Raw genomic sequence first — 16,745 nt, forward strand, 5'->3', positions numbered from 1 at the left:
ATGAACGCCGAGGAGTTGCGGGACACGACGCTCGACCCCAACAATCGCACGCTCAGCCAAATCCGCATGGAAGACGCCGGCGCCGCCGACACCTTGTTCCGGATCCTGATGGGCGACAAGGTGGAGCCGCGCCGCGAGTTCATCGAGAAACACGCGCTCGAGGTGCGGAATTTGGATGTGTAACGTTCGCCGAGCGCATGTAGCAGCCGTTTTTTGCAAGGAAGTGAACTATGGGACTACTGGATGTTCTGACCAACGCGCTTCGTGGGACCTCGCATGTGCCGGACGTTGCGGATCGCCACCGGCGCCTTCATGCCGCGCGCTATCGACTGAACAACGCCATCTTCGCCCGTCTGCCGCACGAATTTCTCAATCGCGGCGCTCATCGCTTGGGCATGCTCCAAGGCAAGTCGATCCTGTTTGGCGACGAAAATGAAATGTCGGTGCTGATGGATTATTGCATCTACGACGTATTCGTTCGCGGACATAACGCCGTGGAGCAATACGCAATCGACTTCCAGCCTCCGACAGGATCGGACGAGCTCACGAACCTGGAGGCGATGCGAAGTGCCAGGTACACGTTGATCGTCGTGCTTGAATTGGCGCCCGGCGTCGGATGCCAGATTTACGACATGTTTGCGGAGGAATCGCGATTCCTGGCCGACGTTGGATTCTCTAACACCGCCGAGCCCGGAATGCTGGTGGCGACCAGGCTGCTGGATTTCGGCGATTTCGTGACGACTAGCGGGGCGGCGCTGCCGCTCGGGCCACCGGATGATGACGTGAAAGACGAGTGGCTGCGCGTGATCGAGGAATGTGCGGATGCCGAGGACTTCGATCCCGCGCCACTGATTCGAATGTGCTTTACAAGTGGCGGCGCATCGGCTATCCGCTACGCTTCGCCGAGCAGCGATCACGAGTTCGAAGCGATCTCGTCCCGGGAATCGAGTGACGAATACTCGTCAAAGACGCTTTCGGCGCAAGCGAAGCGGAAACGAACCACAGGCTCCGCCAGGGCAAAGGAAAACCGACGCTGTCGCTGTGGGAGCGGGAAGATGTTCAGGAACTGCTGCGGGAAGGGGCCCTAACGCTCCGAGGGCATGTGACTAGCGACTACTTACCCATCGCGTCGAATAAACTCCTCGAAGCCCGCGGTTCCCTCCTCGCGCGCGTCCGTGATTTCTTCGCCCGTCGGCAATTTGTCGAAGTCGAGACGCCGATCCTCTCCGCCGAGATCGTCGTTGACCGACATCTCGATCCACTGACGACCACGCTCTACCTCGATGCGCGTGCGCCGGAAAGGGGGCCGACGATGTACCTACAGACGTCGCCGGAATTCGCTATGAAGCGCCTGCTGGCGGCCGGGATGACGGCGATCTACCAGATCACCCGGGCGTTTCGCGCGGGTGAAGTCGGTCCGCTGCACAATCCCGAGTTCACGATGGTCGAATGGTACCGCGTGAGAGATGGCTACGCGGAAGGGCGACAATTGCTGGCCGATTTCTTCGAGCACTTTTATCAATCCGGCGTGGCGCGAGAACGCACGTACGCGGACGCGTTCCTGGAACATGTCGGCGTCGATCCGCATCGCGCAACGCTTCAAGAGCTTGCCGGCGCGGCGAACGCGCACCGCGTGGTCGCGCCGGCGTCGCTCGGGGAGGATCGCGACGCCTGGTTGGAGCTCTTATTCACCGAACGGGTACAGCCCAAACTCGGTCGACCTGGCGCCACGATAATCTATGACTATCCCGCCACTCAGGCGGCGCTCGCGAAAGTGCGCGAAGGCAATCCGCCGGTCGCCGAACGGTTCGAGATGTTCTACCAAGGCGTCGAGTTGGCGAATGGATACCACGAGCTAACCGATGCGGCGGCGCTCCGCGCGCGGAATCAAGCGCAGAATGCCGCTCGGCTGCGCGACGGCAAACGAGCGCTGCCCGAGGAGAGCCGCTTGCTCGCGGCGATGGATGCAGGCTTACCCGCTGGCTGCGGCGTGGCGCTGGGCTTCGACCGCGCGGTCATGCTGGCCGCCGGGGCCCAGTGCATTCAAGACGTGATGGCCTTTCCGATCGAGCGCGCGTGAGGCAGTTGGCTTTACGGCATGAACCTATAGTTCTAGTGCTTCCCAATCGCTTGCGCCGTGCATCAGTCGCACGATTTCTATTTGATGGTTCACTGGACGATAGAGCAACAAGTAGTTGCGAAAATGGCGTACGGGCCACACGCGGACACCTTCGTGATGCGGGCGAACGGCGTCAACCAGCGAACCTATGAACGGCGAAGACAAAATGATTTCGCACGTTTTCTCCACAGATTCCAAAAAACGATAAGCTACGGCTGGCGACTGGTCGGTTAGAAAATCGACGTGAGCCACGAGGTCGGCGCTCGACTTTGGCAACCAACGTACTTTCACGGCTGTTCCCCATTTACACTACTGCGCTCTCGAATTCTTTGTCGCAACGCTTCCCAGTCCGCCTCCGTCATCTCCCGCGATTCGCCTTGCAACCCCTCGTCGATGGCATCGGCGATGTATTCGCGAATCTTGCGAACGCGCTCTTTGCGCAACAGTTCGATCACGTAATCCTGGGCCTCGCCCATTCCGTTGGCGGCTGCCTCGACGCGGACGAACTCCATAATCTCTTCCGGCAACTCGACGCTTAGTACTGTGCTCATAATGTTGTCCTCCGCTCGTCAGTATAGAACCGATCAATTGGGCGGACAATGCGACGGGGCAGGGTCGTCGCGAACTGGCCGATTGTGCGGGATGTCCAGGCGCCCCGAACATCCCGCGGTGGCCTACACTTTCGCGCCACCGTTTATTTGTTGGAATCAACGCAGCGCGCAGGAGGATACGGCATGGCGGCGACGCCCCAGTTGTTGGACGATGAACAAGACGCGTCGGGACAAGCGTTCGGCGCGGATGCCACGGCAAACCAAGCGCCCGAGTTGACACTCGATCCCAATCTGCTCGCGCAGATCGCGCCGTCCAAGATTGTTGAGCCGTGCCCCAAATGCGGCGCGGCCATGCCCGACGAGCCGATGCCGTGGTGCCGCACTTGCGGTTTCTATCCGAAGCTGGGCACTTACTTCGATCCTGATGAAGCCAGCGACGGCGTGGCGCCAAGCGCGGGCGCGTTGCGAGAGATTCCGCAGTGGGCGTACGTGCTTGTCGGCGGACTCGTGGTGATGCTGGTGATGAGCCTTGCTGTGCGCTTCACCACGCATCCGCTGAGCCCCACGCGATTCTATTGGGCCATCGGGCAGCTCGTTTGCGGCTTAACCGTCTTCGTCGCCGCGCATATGGTGTGCTTCATGTTCGCCTCGACCGAAGACGCCACGATCGGCATCTCGGACCCTATCTTGCGACCGATCAACATCTGGAAGCCCAGCATCTTCGCGCTGCCGAAATCATTCCGCCGCGTGGCGACGGGCACCTGGGGACTCGGCGCCGCGCTCTGCGCATTGTGCATCGGCGGCATTCCTTGGGAACGGCTGACCGATTGGGGCGATCCCGCGCCGCGCCGCAAGACCAGCCTCGTGAACGCGATTACCAGCCGCGCGCGCAGCGAAGAAGCGACTTCCGACAATCTCGAAGATGCGGTGAGCGACTTCGCCGGCAAGGCCGGCGACATCAAGCCCGAAGAAGAACCGATCGAAGATCCTACGAAGCGATCACACGAGGCCGAGTGCGTGATCGTCGGTTACATTCCCTCGACGGTCAACCCAAAGGATTTCGTCGCGCTGCTCGTGGCGACCGACCTCAAAGGCAAGTTGAAAATCGTCGCGCAGATTTCCGATGGCATTCCGGACGACGTACACGATTCGCTCAGCTCGCAGATGCAGGAGCTCAAGCGCGAGCGGCCGTTCATTCCATCGAAGCTCGACGCCGTTTGGATTCAGCCGAAGCTGTTCTGCCGCGTCGGGTTCAACGATTTCAACTCCACGAGCCGCATGAAAGAACCGTTGTTCCGCGAAATGCTGCTGACGCCGAGCGCGGCGAAATAGTTGTTCGGCTACGCACCCGCGATGCGTTGTTCGCCCGCGCTGTCGTTGGCTTGCGCGCTGGCCTTGCGCTGAACAAGTTCCGTGCGGAGGGCATGCCAGCAGAGCATGCCTGCGCCACAAACGAGGAAACTGTCGGCGAGATTGAAATTGGGCCAGGTCCATTCGCCGTAGCGGAAGAGAATCCAATCCCGCACCGCATGGGCATACGCGGGATCGAGTCCGGCCGGGGCCCAAAGTCCCAGGCGATCATAAAGATTGCCCAGCACGCCCCCCATGATGCAGCCGAGGGCGACCGTCAACCAGCGATCGAGCGCCGCGCGCGCCACGAACAGCCAATAATTAATGCCGATCGCCGCGATCACGCTCAGTCCGGCGAACCACAGCACTTTGCCTTTGCCGAGGCCAAAGAGCGCTCCGTCGTTCAGGCTCGTTTCGAAACCGAAGATGCCGTCGACAATCCAGTACGGCCGCCCGCCAGGCATGCCGAGCCAATCGAACATCCAATGTTTGCTGGCGAGATCCAGCGCGCAGCCGACGATGGCCAGGGACCAAAAGGTGATCCAACGGGAAAGAGGAACGCCATTCATGAGCTTCGCTCCCGGCCGCAATCCGCGCCGCCAATCGACAGAAGTACTTCAAGCGCTTCGCATAACCGCGAATCGCCAGCGGGCCGGAGTCTAGCAACTCAATCTTGGCAGGTCATCCCCGTTGAGCGATCTCGGCGCACTTCACGCAATGCGAGGCGTAGGGAATCGCGTTCAGGCGAGTCTTGGGAATTTTTGTTGCGCATTCTTCGCAAACCCCGTAGTTTCCCTCCTCGATGCGTTCGAGGGCCGCTTCGATGGCGTCCAACGTATCTTCCTCATTCTCCATGAGGGATAGGGTGAACTCCTGCTCGAAGTTGTCGCTGCCGATGTCGGCCATGTGGATCGGCATCGCCGAGGTCTCGCCGTTCCCCTCCATCCGATTCTTTTTCAGCGCCGCGTCGGCCAATTGAGTCACATCGCCACGCATCCGAGCACGCAGAGTCAGCAGACGGTCTTTGTAGACCTTCATCTCGACCTTCTTCATCGATCACCACTCCCAAATAAGCTGGAATGTTGCCCGGCGCGCTACTCTCCGATTGGATGACAGACTCTCGATTCTATTTGTGCCAATTAGGGGTGTCAAATGTCCGGCGCGAGTTCCTCCGGACTGGTACGCCGGCCGACGCCGGATGGCCCAATCAGGGGGATGCGGTAGTCGCGAAATGCCTCCTCTCCGGGGGAATCTGCTCAAAAACATGTCGGGACTCTTTAAGGCGGGATCGTTTCGTCGTAACATAGGAAAAAATGGCGGAAGCCCTTATGAGGAAAGAAGGTAACGATCCTGTGAACCCCACGACTGTTTCGCGGCCAAAGCGGCCGCAGCCCGCTGCCCCCATCTTCGAGTCCGTACCCCTCACTCCGGGGATGTTCACGTCCAAACGGGCGCTCAAGCTCGTGTTGGAACTGATGTCGATTCCTGGACCCAGCGGCGAAGAGCAAGCGGTCGTCGACTACATCGTGGGCAAACTGAAGGCGGTCGGGGTCCCGAACTCCACGATTTCCACCGACCAAGCCCATCGGCGGACGCCCATCAACGGCAAGGTCGGCAACCTTATCTGCAAGCTGCCAGGCACTTTACGCGGCCCGCGCCGGCTGCTGGTGGCGCACTTGGACACGGTCCCGCTGGCCGTCGGAGCCCGCCCAATCCAGGCCGGGCACTTGATCGGCTCTGCCAACAAGCAAAGCGGCCTCGGTGCCGACGACCGCTCCGGCGTGGCGGTGCTGCTCAACACGGTGATCGAGATCTTCGAGCGCAAGCTCCCGTACCCGCCGCTTACGCTGCTCTGGCCGGTCCAAGAAGAGATCGGCCTCCACGGCGCGCGTTGCGCGAATATCGGCAAATTGGGTAATCCACGCCTGGCCTTCAACTGGGACGGCGGGGTTGCGGAAAAATTGACCATCGGCGCGACAGGCGCCTACCGGCTCGATATCGTGGTCGATGGACTGGCGGCCCATGCCGGCGGCGCACCGGAACGTGGCGTCAGCGCGATCACCATCGCCGGATTGGCCATCGCCGATCTGCAGCAACATGGCTGGATTGGCGAAGTGATCAAGGACGGCGTGCGCGGCACGACCAATGTCGGCGTCATCGAAGGGGGCAGCGCCACGAACGTGGTCACCTCGCGCGTCACACTCCGCGCGGAAACTCGCAGCCACGACCCCAAGTTCCGCCAACGCCTGGTGAAGGAATTCGAGCAAGCCTTCGAGCGCGCCGCCCAATCGGTGCGCAACGTCGACGGCGTGACCGGCAAGGTGAGCATCGCGAGCCGGCTCGATTACGAATCGTTCGTACTTCCGGAAAACGACGCCTCGGTGCAAGCGGCCGAGTCGGCCATCCGCGCGATCGGCCTCACGCCGGAACGCGCCATCTCCAACGGCGGCCTCGACGCCAACTGGCTCACCGCCCGCGGCATCCCGACGGTCACGCTCGGCTGCGGGCAAATGAACCCACACACGACCAGCGAACGGCTCGACCTGGAAGTCTACGACCAGGCTTGCAAGATCGCGATGCGACTGGCGACGGGGAATGAGCTTTCGGGGTAATTATCGTGGCGCGAACGGCGAAGTTCGCGCTAGTTCGACGTAGCTGTCAGAAACGCCAACAAATCCCGGAACTCCTGCTCCGTCATCAGCCGAACCAGGTGCTCCGGCATGATCGATTGCTGGACCGTGCTGCGTTCGGCGATTTCGGCCTGGGTGACGTCGAACTTGGCGCCGTCTTGTTGCAGGTAAGTCTGCGTGCCGTCGACGGCTTCGGCGACTAGGATGCCCTGGCGCACGAGGCCGGCATGGGTGGCGATGTTCCAGGTGGTGAACTGCGGGGCGACTTCGGCGCTCGGCGTCACGACCGAGGCGATCAAGCGGCGGCGGTCGAGTTGACGTCCGGCGGCGGTCAGATCCGGGCCGACGTTCGCGCCGCGGCCCGAGACCTGATGGCACTTGAAGCAGCCTGGGCCCTGCGCGTGGAAGAACACGCGTTCGCCCGCCGCGGGATCGGCGTCGCCGATCAATCGCGCCGCCCAGGCGTCGACGTCCTGGTCGGCGGTGGATGTTTCCTGCGTGGGCGGTTCCAGGACGAGCTTTGCCAAATCAGCCCGCGCGTCATTGCGGTTTAGTAACTCGCGGATATGAGCTTGTTGTGCGCCGGACATTGACACGCCGCGCAAAGCGCGCAACGCTTCAGCGGCAAGCACAGGATCGTCGCGCCGCGCGGTGTCGACCGACCAATCGATGTCCGCGGGATGCTTCGGTCGTAGCCCGGCGAACGCCGCGGCGCGTTCCTCGCTCGATCGGGACGAATCCCGCGCGATCCCCACGAGCTTCGCCTGATCGTCATCCCGGCTGCGATCGCTCCACACACGAATCGCGGCCATCCGCGCCGGCGCCTGATCGCTGGCGAACAAACGGCCGAGCAATTCCGCGTTGAGTGATTTATCGTCGGCCGGCAACATGGCGACCGCGCGTTGTAGCACCTGCAAATCGAGTTTGGGATCGGCGACCAGTTTCGCCACGTAGACCGTGCCGGCGTCTTCATCGCTGACTTCGCGCTTCACGCCGTCGAGCCGTTCGAGCGCCGCGAGGATCGTGGCGAACGCGCGTGGCGATTGCCCCGGCCGCGCGAGGTCCTTCGTCAACTCGGCGCGAAAGCGCTCCATTCGCGCTTCGCCGACCCAGCGCACGGCCGTCATGCGAATGGCTTCGTCCTCGTCGCTGAGCCAAGCGCGCATCGACGCATCATCGGGCGAAGCGTGCGATTCCTTCGCGACTAACAGGTACGTCAGGCGAAGCGACGCATCCTGCGGCAACCAACTCGGCGGCCACAGATAACGACGGGCCGCGATCAACGGGCGTCGCGCGGCCTGGGCCAAAAAGGGATCCGCGGATTTGCTCGCGGCGAAAATGACGGGCGCGCTGTCGGCGGTGAGTTCCAAGCGTCGCAGCGCTTCGGCGCGAACCAACGGACTGAACTCCTCGCCGGCGAACTCCAGCAGCTTTGTCTGATCGAGCGTAGTTTCGCGCGCGGTGCGGGCCAGCGCTTTCGTATCATCCGTCGCCATGCCGTTCACGATCACTGCCGATTCACTGGACGCGTTTGGCTGCTTCGCGCGAATGCGCCAAATGCGTCCCTTGCCGTGCAGCTCGTACGATTTATCGACCCAGTCGCTGACGACCAGCGAGCCATCCGGCGCCGCGGCGATGCCGACGGGGCGAAAATCTTCGTCACCGACGATGAATGGTTTGAAGGCGCTGCGCCAGCTTGCACCCACCGGCTCCAGCGCGAAGCTATCAATGCGATGATCGCCCCAGGACGGGACGATCAACTTACCGACATAGTCGCTGGGCAAGTTGTTCGCTTCGTACGACAACACGTTGCTCGGCGCCTCGCCCGTGCCGGCCACCATCGGCAACGCGCCAGGCAAGTCTCCGTTCCACGCGCTGAAGGGATGCAATCCTTTGCGGCCGTTCGAGAAGCGATAGCCGAAATCCGCGCCGGGCACGACATGCAACAACCGGCACGGCGGGCGACTGTCGGGATCGTTATCGACGACGAACAGTTGCCCGTACTTATCGAAGCATTGGCCGAACGGGTTCCAGTAGCCTTCGGCGATTTGCTCCAGCCCACTGCCGTCGGGATTGCAGCGATACAGCCGCCCGCCGTCGCCGCCGCTGATCGACTTGCCGTCGGTTCCGACGACCTTCCACTCGACGCCAAGATTCTCGCCTTGGCCAAAATAAACGCGGCCCTGCACATCGAACGCGCACCCGTTCAGCCCGTTGTGCGGATACTCGCCGGTTGTTTCGAGCCGCATCAAACTTTGGCGTTCATCGCTGACGCCGTCGTTGTTGGTATCGCGAATGCGAAACATCTCGCTGCGCGCGACGACATACAGCCATTCGAACTTGGCGTCGAACGCCAGGCCCATCGTGGCCTTGGTGCCTTCGAAGAAGGTGGTGATGCGCCGGGCGCGGCCGGTTTCGTCAAAATCGTCGAAGACTTGAATGCGATCGGCCGGCGGACCTGTGTACCCTTCCGGTCGAAAATGCGTGTGACTCTCGATGCAGTAGATGCGTCCCTGCGGATCGACGGCGATGCCGGTCGGCGTGACGATCTCCGGCTCCGTGGCGACCAACTCGATCACCAGGCGATCATCGAGCGAGCGCGGCGGCGCGGCGTACACGTGCGTCCAAAGAGTAATTGCAATGCCAAGGGCAAGAATAAATCGCATGTGTTGATCAATTCGTGTGAAGAGCTGGCTCGGGCGGATAGCTGGGCTTGCATTGCCGCGTGCTGTTTCGTGGGGTACGATCAGGGGGCGGCGCGAACTTCACGTCGCCGACCTTTATCGACGCCCCAGCACGACGACGGGAGCCCCTATCATGCCCTCGGCACGCAACATTGAGCAAGCATCTGGCGACGAATTCACCCGACGCGACGCCCTCAAGCTGACCAGCACGGGGGCGGCAGGCCTGGCGATGTCGAGCCTGTGGCCCCACGCTTCGAGCGCTTCGCAGCACGCGTCGACGTTCGGCCGCGCCAAGCGCTGCATCGTGTTGTTCATGGCCGGCGGCCCGCCCCAGCACGAAACCTGGGATCCCAAGCCAGCGGCCCCCGAGGAAATCCGCGGCGCGTACCAGCCGATCGCCTCCTCGCTGCCGGGCCTGCAGGTCGGCGAGTTGATGCCTCGGACGGCGAAGTTGGCGCATCACCTCACCGTGTTGCGGGGCGTTTCGACGCGCGACAACGCGCACTCGTCCAGCGGCTACTACATGCTCACCGGCCAGCCGCATTCGCCGATGAATAATGAGAACGCGAAGCCCGGCGCGCCGAATGATTTTCCGAGCTTGGCCGCGGTGGTAAAGCAACTCCGCGGCGATGGCGAAGTATTCCCCGGCGCGGTCACGCTGCCGGACGAGCTTTGGAATTGCGGCCGCATTGTCTGGCCGGGCCAGGACGGCGGGTTCCTGGGGCGCGTCGCCGATCCCTGGCAACTCGTTTGCGATCCGAACCAAGCCGATTTCCAAGTGCCAGGCGTGGGGCTGCCGCAGGAATTGTCGGTCGATCGGTTCGATTCGCGGCTCACGTTGCTGAACGCGGTGAATCGCGGCCTCGATGAAAACGACGCGCGGCCGAATCTGCTGCGCTGGGACAATCGCTCGCGCCAGGCGTTCAGTTTGATTCGCGCCCGCACGGCGCGGAATGCGTTCGACCTGGAGCAAGAATCGTCCGACACGCGTGAGCGCTACGGCCGCACCCGTTTCGGGCAGAGCGTATTGCTCGGGCGGCGCTTGCTGGAAGCCGGCGTGCCGCTCGTGCAAGTGAATTGGACCCGCACGCCGGAAGAGATGGGCCCGAACCCGTTATGGGACACGCACGCCAACAACGCCGCGCGCTTGAAAGACGCGTTGATGCCGCCGATGGATTTGGCGTACTCGGCGCTCGTCACCGACCTGCTCGATCGCGGCATGTTTGAAGACACGCTCATCGTCTGGACCGGCGAGTTCGGCCGCACGCCGCGTCACAACGCCCAAGGCGGCCGCGATCACTGGGGCATGTGTTTCTCCATGGCACTCGCCGGCGGCGGCGTCAAACAAGGCTACGTCCACGGCGCCTCGGACGCGATCGGCGGCGAAGTCCGCGACGGCCTGGTGACGCCGGAAGATATGACGGCAACGATTCACCACCTCATGGGCCACGACCCGGAAACGCTGATCTACGATCGGCTGAATCGGCCGCTGCCGATTAGTCGCGGGCGGGTGCTGGGGGAGTTGCTGGCATAACGAATATCAACTCAAAACCCTGACTTATGGATTGGAATGATGGGAGCAATCAATTCCGAGTTCGGCATGTGCATGTCAGGCAATCGCGTCGCGGATTTCATAGCCTCGGCGGAAGGATCGCTGCGCGCATTTCGAAAAACGCCGTTTCACGCTGTTGTGGGACGCACGTTTCTCCATCAACGAAAGAAGGTTGTGGACTATCTCGATGCGTTTCTGGCGATCAACATTAAGAAAAAGGTCAAGGGCGCCGTTTATTGCGAGATGAATGGATTCACGATCAACACGGATCGCTGGCACTTTGACGCATTCGGCTACAAGAGAGCAGGTGAGGCGAACGGGCTCGACTGGGATTGGCTAGCGTCCTGGGACAGCGAAACGGAAAAGCCTTTCGTATTGACAGACATGGAGACGGTGCAAGCAGCGTTCCGCAAGAACTACGGTCCCGATCAACCGCTCGCGCTGCAGATTGCCTCCGAGTTAGCGGAGTATCTTGTTGCAGCGCGTTTTATAGAATTGATTGAGTCGGCAGTCACAACACTTCGCAAGCGAAATCCTGTATCAAGAAAGATGCCGTTCTTTGCGACGATGCACGGATCTGACGATATCCTGTTCGTGGACGTCAAGTAAGAGATAGCTTGTCAGGACACGGCTAGTTGTAGAGGACCGAGCTGTCGCCCATGTGCGGCGCGCACGTACCGTTCATCGCGATTGAACTGTTTTGCAATACTTGCGCCAGGCCTTTCTCAGCGCCGAGTTCGGCGGCGCAGGCTTCAACAACGCATTGACGAAGGCGATCGATTCCGTGCGATTGAGTCGGATTACAGCGGGATTTGACTTCACGGCTTTTGCTCCACCATATTTCTGTATGCTTGCAAAGCATACCAAGTATAGGGTTCGCTCCCGAACCAATCGACCGACGAGCGGAGCCACCATGGCCCTGAAAGGCGTTACGTTGCTTTTTTCTACGGTCTCGAAGGTTTGCTCACTCTCCCGCCAAACATAGAATTGCCGGCATGCTAAGCAGAGCCCCCGGCGATCAAGATCACGCTCCAACTTATTCGTGGCGGGCGTTGATCGCGCTCTTGCTGTTCGCCGCGCTCGTTCGCGGCGGCGTGTTGCTGGCTTGGCAGGATCGTCTGGCCGCTGATCCGGATGCTTATCGGCAATGGGCGCGTAGCGTCGCGATGCATGGCGAGTATGCGGCCGACGGGTATGTTGCCTATCGCCCGCCGCTCTATCCGCTGGTGTTGGTGGCGACCGGGGCCTACGACGAAGGGCGCCCGCTGTTGGCGATCCGCTGGCACCTTATCTTCGGCGTGCTGACCGTTTGGGAAACGGCGCGGCTCGGCGTCAAGCTACGGTTGGGCAACTGGTCTCTGTTGGCCGGCGCGCTGGTGGCGGTCGATCCGATCTTGCTGAATCAATCCGCGCTGATCATGACGGAAACGCTCGCGACGCTGTTGGCCGTCGCGGCGCTCGATGCACTGGCCGGCGCATGGGAGCGGCCAAGCGTGCCGCGCGGATTTTGGTGCGGCGTCGTCTTGTCGCTCAGTTGTTTGTGCCGGCCGACGTTTCTGCCCTTTGCGGCGCTATCCACGTTGGCGTTGCTGGCAATGCGCCAAGTGAATGTTGCGGCGCCAACGATGCGTCGCCGCTTGCTCGTCGCATCGTGTTGCGCCGTGATGCTGGTTTCCATCCTCGGCGTCTGGACGGCCCGGAATTATCGATTGCTCGGCCAGCCCATCGTCGGCACGACGCATGGCGGCTACACACTGTACTTGGGCAACAACTGGTTGTACTACGCTTCCCTGCGCGGCGAGTTACAGCAAGCTGCCAATTGGCCGGAATACAATGCCCGATTCCTCCAGCCGGAGATCGATGCGGTTTGGCGGCGGTCGGGCGTCGTGCGGAACCAAATGGCATATGGTCGCAGCGTATGGATCGCTCCGCTCGGCGCGACGCCGTATCCGGAGGTGGCCGCGGATAATGCTTTGTACGATGCGGCGCTCGATACTATTGCCAACGATCCCGGCGGTTTTCTCCGCGCCTGCCTTTACCGACTGCGCCGTTTCTGGGGACTCGTACCCATCGAGCCGTCAGATAAGCCGGGCATGCGCTATGCAATCGGAGCGTGGTACTTCGCACTCTTCGCATACGCTCTGGCCGGTCTCTGGCAACTCGGGCGATCTCGGCGGCTTTGGCAATCGCCGTGGCTGTTTGGGCTGTTGCTGACGCTCACCTTCATGGCCGTCCACACGGTTTATTGGACCGACATGCGGATGCGGGCGCCGATCACGTCGGTGGTTTGCCTGGCGGCGGCGGTGGGAACGCAGTGGCTATGGGGTCTATACAGGGGCGTCGCAAGCCCCCCAGAAACAACGACTTAGGTGCACGTTTCCGGCCCGGAAGCCGCCTTGACCCCCCGCGCGGCACGCTCCTATAATCCGCCGCCAAATTTCCAGGAAGCGGGTGAGCAGGCGAAAGGCAGCGCGATGGCGCTGCTGGTCTGCTGATCCACTACGACTCGGCAAGGATGCCCAACTGCCTGCGCATGTGCTGGTGAGATCGTTGGTGCTCGCCGGTGACGCATTTTCGCGTCGCGCCACTTGGGCTGCGCGCGCAGTGATGGGGCTGTTCTGTGCGCTCTACGTATCGGTCGCGACGGGCGCGGAAATTGAACTTCCTCGCTCGCAACCTTGGGATTCGGTGTACTTCGCCGCGCCCAACGGCTATCGCTGGCAACAAGGCGCGTATGAAGTCTGGTGGCTGACCGGCGGCGTCGATGTCAAGCAAGGAGGCGTCCACGGACACGCGAAGGAGGCCGTACTGTGGATTAAGCGCGAAGGCGATTTCACCAATCGCCACGCCTTGGCCATTGCGTATCTCGAAGGCAACGTCGACTTCACCTACCAGAACGGCGGGCAGCCAGCGCGTGTAACGGATCAATCGTGGCTCGGCGAATTCTCGTCCACGGCGCTGATGCATGTGGAGACGCCCAATATCGGCAGCGAGCCGCGCGAGAAACCGGCGATCTTCGCGCGCGGCATGGCGCGGCGCGAACCAAGATTGCTTGCCGCGAATGGCGCCAAGCAAGAAGGGTGGATCGCGAGCGGCGCGCCTCAAGCAATCGAACCACCTGCGAATGCGCCGACGAACGTCATTCAACGCACGGAATTTGTCGTGGGCGAAACTCCCCAAGCGGTCACCGTGCAGCAACTGGGACTGCCGTCACCGGGGGCTGGCATTCCGCCGGGCATGCGGCGCGTACGTGTCTATCCGCGCAACACCGCCGCACCGCAGGCGCAGTTTGTGACCAATCCCGACGGAACGGAGACCGTCGGCATCATCACCGGCGGCATCAATTTTATTATCGACGGCGTCGTCGCGACCGGGGCGGTGGATATCTACACCGACAACCTGGTCGTCTGGACGCAAGGCATCCAGGAAAGCAGCCTGGCCGGCGGCGAAGAGGCGATCCAGCCGGAGACGGCGCCGTTGGAGCTGTATCTGGAAGGCAACATCGTCTTCAAGCAGGGCGACCGCACCATCTACGCGGATCGCATGTACTTCGACGTGCGGAACAACGTCGGCGTGGTGCTTAACGCGGAGATGCTGACACCCAGCGTGTCGCCTGCCGAGGCGGCGCAATTCGCGGGTGTCGAAACGCAAGGCCTGCAGTTCAATGGCATCCTCCGCCTCAAAGCGGACGTGTTGCAGCAACTCGGCGCGAATCGTTTCCACGCCACGAACGCCTGGCTGAGCGGCAGCCGGATGGGACGCCCCGCGTATCGGCTGCAAGGGTCCAGCGTTTACTTTCAAGACGTCGAAACGCCGGTTGTGAATCCGGTCACTGGGCAGCAAGAGATCAATCCGCAGACGCAAGAACCGCTCTACGTACATGAACGGCTGGCGACGAGCCACCACAATGTGTTGTACATGCGCGACGTGCCGGTGCTGTACTGGCCGAAGATCGCCACCGATCTGGAAAAGCCGACTTACTACATCAACAGTTTGCAGTTCAAGACGGACCGCATCTTCGGCAACCAGGTGCTGAGCGAGTTCGACGTTTATCAGATTCTGGGCATCGAGAATCCGCCGCCGGGTACCAAGTGGAACGTCAGCGCGGATTGGTTGAGTGAGCGCGGCTTCGGGCATGGCACGGAATTTCGCTACGAAGGTCCGCGGCTGCTCGGCTACGGTGGTCCCCATTTCGGCTTCTTCGACTATTGGGGCATCGACGATCACGACACCGACAATCTGGGCAGCGACCGGCCGGCAATCACGACCGGCAAGGATTATCGCTACCGATTGCTGGGTCACCATCGCCAGATGTTGCCGTGGGACTTGCAGTTCACCGGCGAGTTGGGCTGGATCAGTGATCGCAATTTTCTCGAAGAGTACTACGAAAACGAATGGGACGAGCTGAAGGACGAAACGACCGGGTTCGAGCTGAAAAAACTCTGGGTGAACCAGTCGTTCAACCTGACAGCGAGTACGCGGATCAACGACTTCTTCACGGAGACCGAGCAACTGCCTAGGGCCGATCACTTTCTGCTCGGGCAATCTCTGTTCGGCAATTTGCTGACCTGGCACGCGCACACGCAGGCGTCGCTCAGCAAGTTCCGCGTGACCAATACGCCGGAAGATCCGGTCGATCGCGCCAAGTTCGGCTTCTTGCCTTGGGAACAAACCGCCGATGGCGGCACGTCGGCCGGGGGCGAGAAGATTGTCACGCGGCAAGAAATCGATTTGCCGCTGCAGGCCGGCGGATTCAAATTCGTTCCCTACGCGCTCGGCGAGCTCGGCCATTGGGGCGAAGACGTCGATCTGGAGGACACGCAGCGGGCTTACGGCCAGGTGGGCGTGCGGGCGAGTATTCCGTTCTGGACCGTCGATCCCACGGTCGAAAGCGGTTTATTGAACCTGCACGGCATGTCGCACAAAGTCGTGTTCGACGGCGAGTTCGCCTACTCGGATACGAACCGCGATCTCGACGACCTGCCGCTCTACGAACAGCTCGACGACAATTCCATTGAACATTTCCGTCGGCGTTTCGCGTTCAACACCTTCGGCGGCCCGGCGCCGGTACCGGCGCGATTCGAGGAGCGCTTCTACGCGGTCCGCACGGGACTCGGCAGTTGGGTCACTAGCCCTTCGACGGAAACCGTCGACGACCTGATGGCGGTACGGTTCGGCGTCAAGCAACGCTGGCAAACCAAACGCGGGTTGCCGACCAATCGCCGGATCATCGATTGGATCGTGCTCGATACAAACGCCACGTGGTTCCCCAAGAACGACAAGGACAATTTCGGCGAGCCGATCGGCTTGGTCGACTACAACTTCCGCTGGCACGTGGGGGACCGTTTCACGTTGCTCTCGGACGGCATCTTCGACTTCTTCCTCGACGGCCAGCAGATCGCCACGATCGGCGGCTTCCTCAATCGCCCGCCCAAGGGTGGGCTATACGTCGGCTTCCACTCGCTGGAAGGCCCGATCAACAGCCAGGTGGTGATGGCCTCGTACAGTTATCGCATGAGCCCCAAATGGGTCTCGGCGATCAGCACCGCAGTCGACGTCGGCGGCAACGGCAGCATCGGCCAAAACGTGCAACTGACGCGGGTCGGTGAATCGTTCCTGATGACGATGGGTCTCAACGTCGATCACAACCGCGACAACGTCGGCTTCAGTTTCATGGTCGAGCCGCGATTTCTGCCCGGCGGCAGCACCCTCGGCCGCGCCGGCGGAGCAACAGTGCCCTTGGCGGGGCTGTATGGGTTGGAATAATTTGGGGCGATCACGTTCGACGTGTGCAAACGCTGGCCGCGGCTGACTATCGCGGTTAGCCCCAGCACGGCTTGATTAGAAATCCACTGCGGC

General features: G+C 61.6%; 13 protein-coding genes. 9 read left to right on the forward strand and 4 right to left on the reverse strand.

Features of this window, described 5'->3' with window-relative positions; genetic code table 11:
- The 3 genes from SGJ19_16255 to epmA form a co-directional block, all read left to right on the forward strand.
- The coding region (locus tag SGJ19_16255) for a hypothetical protein (protein MDZ4781807.1) at positions 1–183 on the forward strand (183 nt) is incomplete at its 5' end.
- 47 nt (positions 184–230) lie between these two features.
- Positions 231–1,088: a hypothetical protein gene (locus SGJ19_16260; protein ID MDZ4781808.1), complete on the forward strand. Its 858-nt coding sequence runs from the start codon at positions 231–233 to the stop codon at positions 1,086–1,088.
- A 14-nt stretch (positions 1,089–1,102) separates the two neighbouring features.
- The gene (gene epmA / locus SGJ19_16265) at positions 1,103–2,080 is read left to right on the forward strand and encodes an EF-P lysine aminoacylase EpmA (GenBank protein ID MDZ4781809.1); all 978 of its coding nucleotides are present in this window, start codon (positions 1,103–1,105) and stop codon (positions 2,078–2,080) included.
- 326 nt (positions 2,081–2,406) lie between these two features.
- Here the strand turns inward: epmA and SGJ19_16270 are convergent, their stop codons facing one another.
- The gene (locus SGJ19_16270) at positions 2,407–2,670 is read right to left on the reverse strand and encodes a hypothetical protein (GenBank protein MDZ4781810.1); all 264 of its coding nucleotides are present in this window, start codon (positions 2,668–2,670) and stop codon (positions 2,407–2,409) included.
- Positions 2,671–2,853: 183 nt separating this feature from the next.
- On the opposite strand from SGJ19_16270, the gene SGJ19_16275 reads away from it, so the two are divergent.
- Positions 2,854–4,002, forward strand: a complete 1,149-nt coding sequence (locus tag SGJ19_16275) for a hypothetical protein (GenBank protein ID MDZ4781811.1) — start codon at positions 2,854–2,856, stop codon at positions 4,000–4,002.
- An 8-nt stretch (positions 4,003–4,010) separates the two neighbouring features.
- Here SGJ19_16275 and lspA read toward each other — a convergent pair whose 3' ends face one another.
- Both lspA and SGJ19_16285 read right to left on the reverse strand, forming a co-directional pair.
- Positions 4,011–4,589 (reverse strand): signal peptidase II, encoded by a 579-nt coding sequence (lspA, locus tag SGJ19_16280; protein ID MDZ4781812.1) that lies wholly within the window; start codon positions 4,587–4,589, stop codon positions 4,011–4,013.
- 112 nt (positions 4,590–4,701) lie between these two features.
- The gene (locus tag SGJ19_16285; protein ID MDZ4781813.1) at positions 4,702–5,073 is read right to left on the reverse strand and encodes a TraR/DksA family transcriptional regulator; all 372 of its coding nucleotides are present in this window, start codon (positions 5,071–5,073) and stop codon (positions 4,702–4,704) included.
- Between the two features lie 380 nt (positions 5,074–5,453).
- Between SGJ19_16285 and SGJ19_16290 the strand changes: the two genes are divergently transcribed.
- Entirely contained in the window at positions 5,454–6,632 is a 1,179-nt protein-coding gene (locus SGJ19_16290; GenBank protein ID MDZ4781814.1) for a M20/M25/M40 family metallo-hydrolase, read from the forward strand.
- A gap of 29 nt (positions 6,633–6,661) precedes the next feature.
- Here SGJ19_16290 and SGJ19_16295 read toward each other — a convergent pair whose 3' ends face one another.
- Complete coding sequence (locus SGJ19_16295) at positions 6,662–9,316, reverse strand: PVC-type heme-binding CxxCH protein (protein MDZ4781815.1); 2,655 nt, start codon at positions 9,314–9,316, stop codon at positions 6,662–6,664.
- 151 nt (positions 9,317–9,467) lie between these two features.
- On the opposite strand from SGJ19_16295, the gene SGJ19_16300 reads away from it, so the two are divergent.
- The 4 genes from SGJ19_16300 (at position 9,468) to SGJ19_16315 (ending at position 16,652) form a co-directional block, all read left to right on the forward strand.
- Positions 9,468–10,868, forward strand: coding sequence for a DUF1501 domain-containing protein (locus SGJ19_16300; GenBank protein MDZ4781816.1), 1,401 nt, complete (start codon positions 9,468–9,470; stop codon positions 10,866–10,868).
- 39 nt (positions 10,869–10,907) lie between these two features.
- Entirely contained in the window at positions 10,908–11,495 is a 588-nt protein-coding gene (locus SGJ19_16305; protein ID MDZ4781817.1) for a hypothetical protein, read from the forward strand.
- 386 nt (positions 11,496–11,881) lie between these two features.
- Positions 11,882–13,255 (forward strand): hypothetical protein, encoded by a 1,374-nt coding sequence (locus SGJ19_16310; GenBank protein ID MDZ4781818.1) that lies wholly within the window; start codon positions 11,882–11,884, stop codon positions 13,253–13,255.
- 172 nt (positions 13,256–13,427) lie between these two features.
- Complete coding sequence (locus SGJ19_16315) at positions 13,428–16,652, forward strand: organic solvent tolerance protein OstA (GenBank protein ID MDZ4781819.1); 3,225 nt, start codon at positions 13,428–13,430, stop codon at positions 16,650–16,652.
- Positions 16,653–16,745: the final 93 nt, after the last annotated feature.

It is taken from the genome of Planctomycetia bacterium (assembly GCA_034440135.1).
Lineage (GTDB): Bacteria > Planctomycetota > Planctomycetia > Pirellulales > JALHLM01 > JALHLM01.

Coding starts and splice junctions, on each gene's coding strand:
- SGJ19_16275 (MDZ4781811.1), top strand. CDS start 2,854: ATGGCGGCGACGCCCCAGTTGTTGGACGATGAACAAGACGCGTCGGGA.
- SGJ19_16270 (MDZ4781810.1), bottom strand. CDS start 2,670: ATGAGCACAGTACTAAGCGTCGAGTTGCCGGAAGAGATTATGGAGTTC.
- SGJ19_16300 (MDZ4781816.1), top strand. CDS start 9,468: ATGCCCTCGGCACGCAACATTGAGCAAGCATCTGGCGACGAATTCACC.
- SGJ19_16305 (MDZ4781817.1), top strand. CDS start 10,908: ATGGGAGCAATCAATTCCGAGTTCGGCATGTGCATGTCAGGCAATCGC.
- SGJ19_16310 (MDZ4781818.1), top strand. CDS start 11,882: ATGCTAAGCAGAGCCCCCGGCGATCAAGATCACGCTCCAACTTATTCG.
- lspA (MDZ4781812.1), bottom strand. CDS start 4,589: ATGAATGGCGTTCCTCTTTCCCGTTGGATCACCTTTTGGTCCCTGGCC.
- SGJ19_16295 (MDZ4781815.1), bottom strand. CDS start 9,316: ATGCGATTTATTCTTGCCCTTGGCATTGCAATTACTCTTTGGACGCAC.
- SGJ19_16290 (MDZ4781814.1), top strand. CDS start 5,454: ATGTTCACGTCCAAACGGGCGCTCAAGCTCGTGTTGGAACTGATGTCG.
- SGJ19_16285 (MDZ4781813.1), bottom strand. CDS start 5,073: ATGAAGAAGGTCGAGATGAAGGTCTACAAAGACCGTCTGCTGACTCTG.
- SGJ19_16260 (MDZ4781808.1), top strand. CDS start 231: ATGGGACTACTGGATGTTCTGACCAACGCGCTTCGTGGGACCTCGCAT.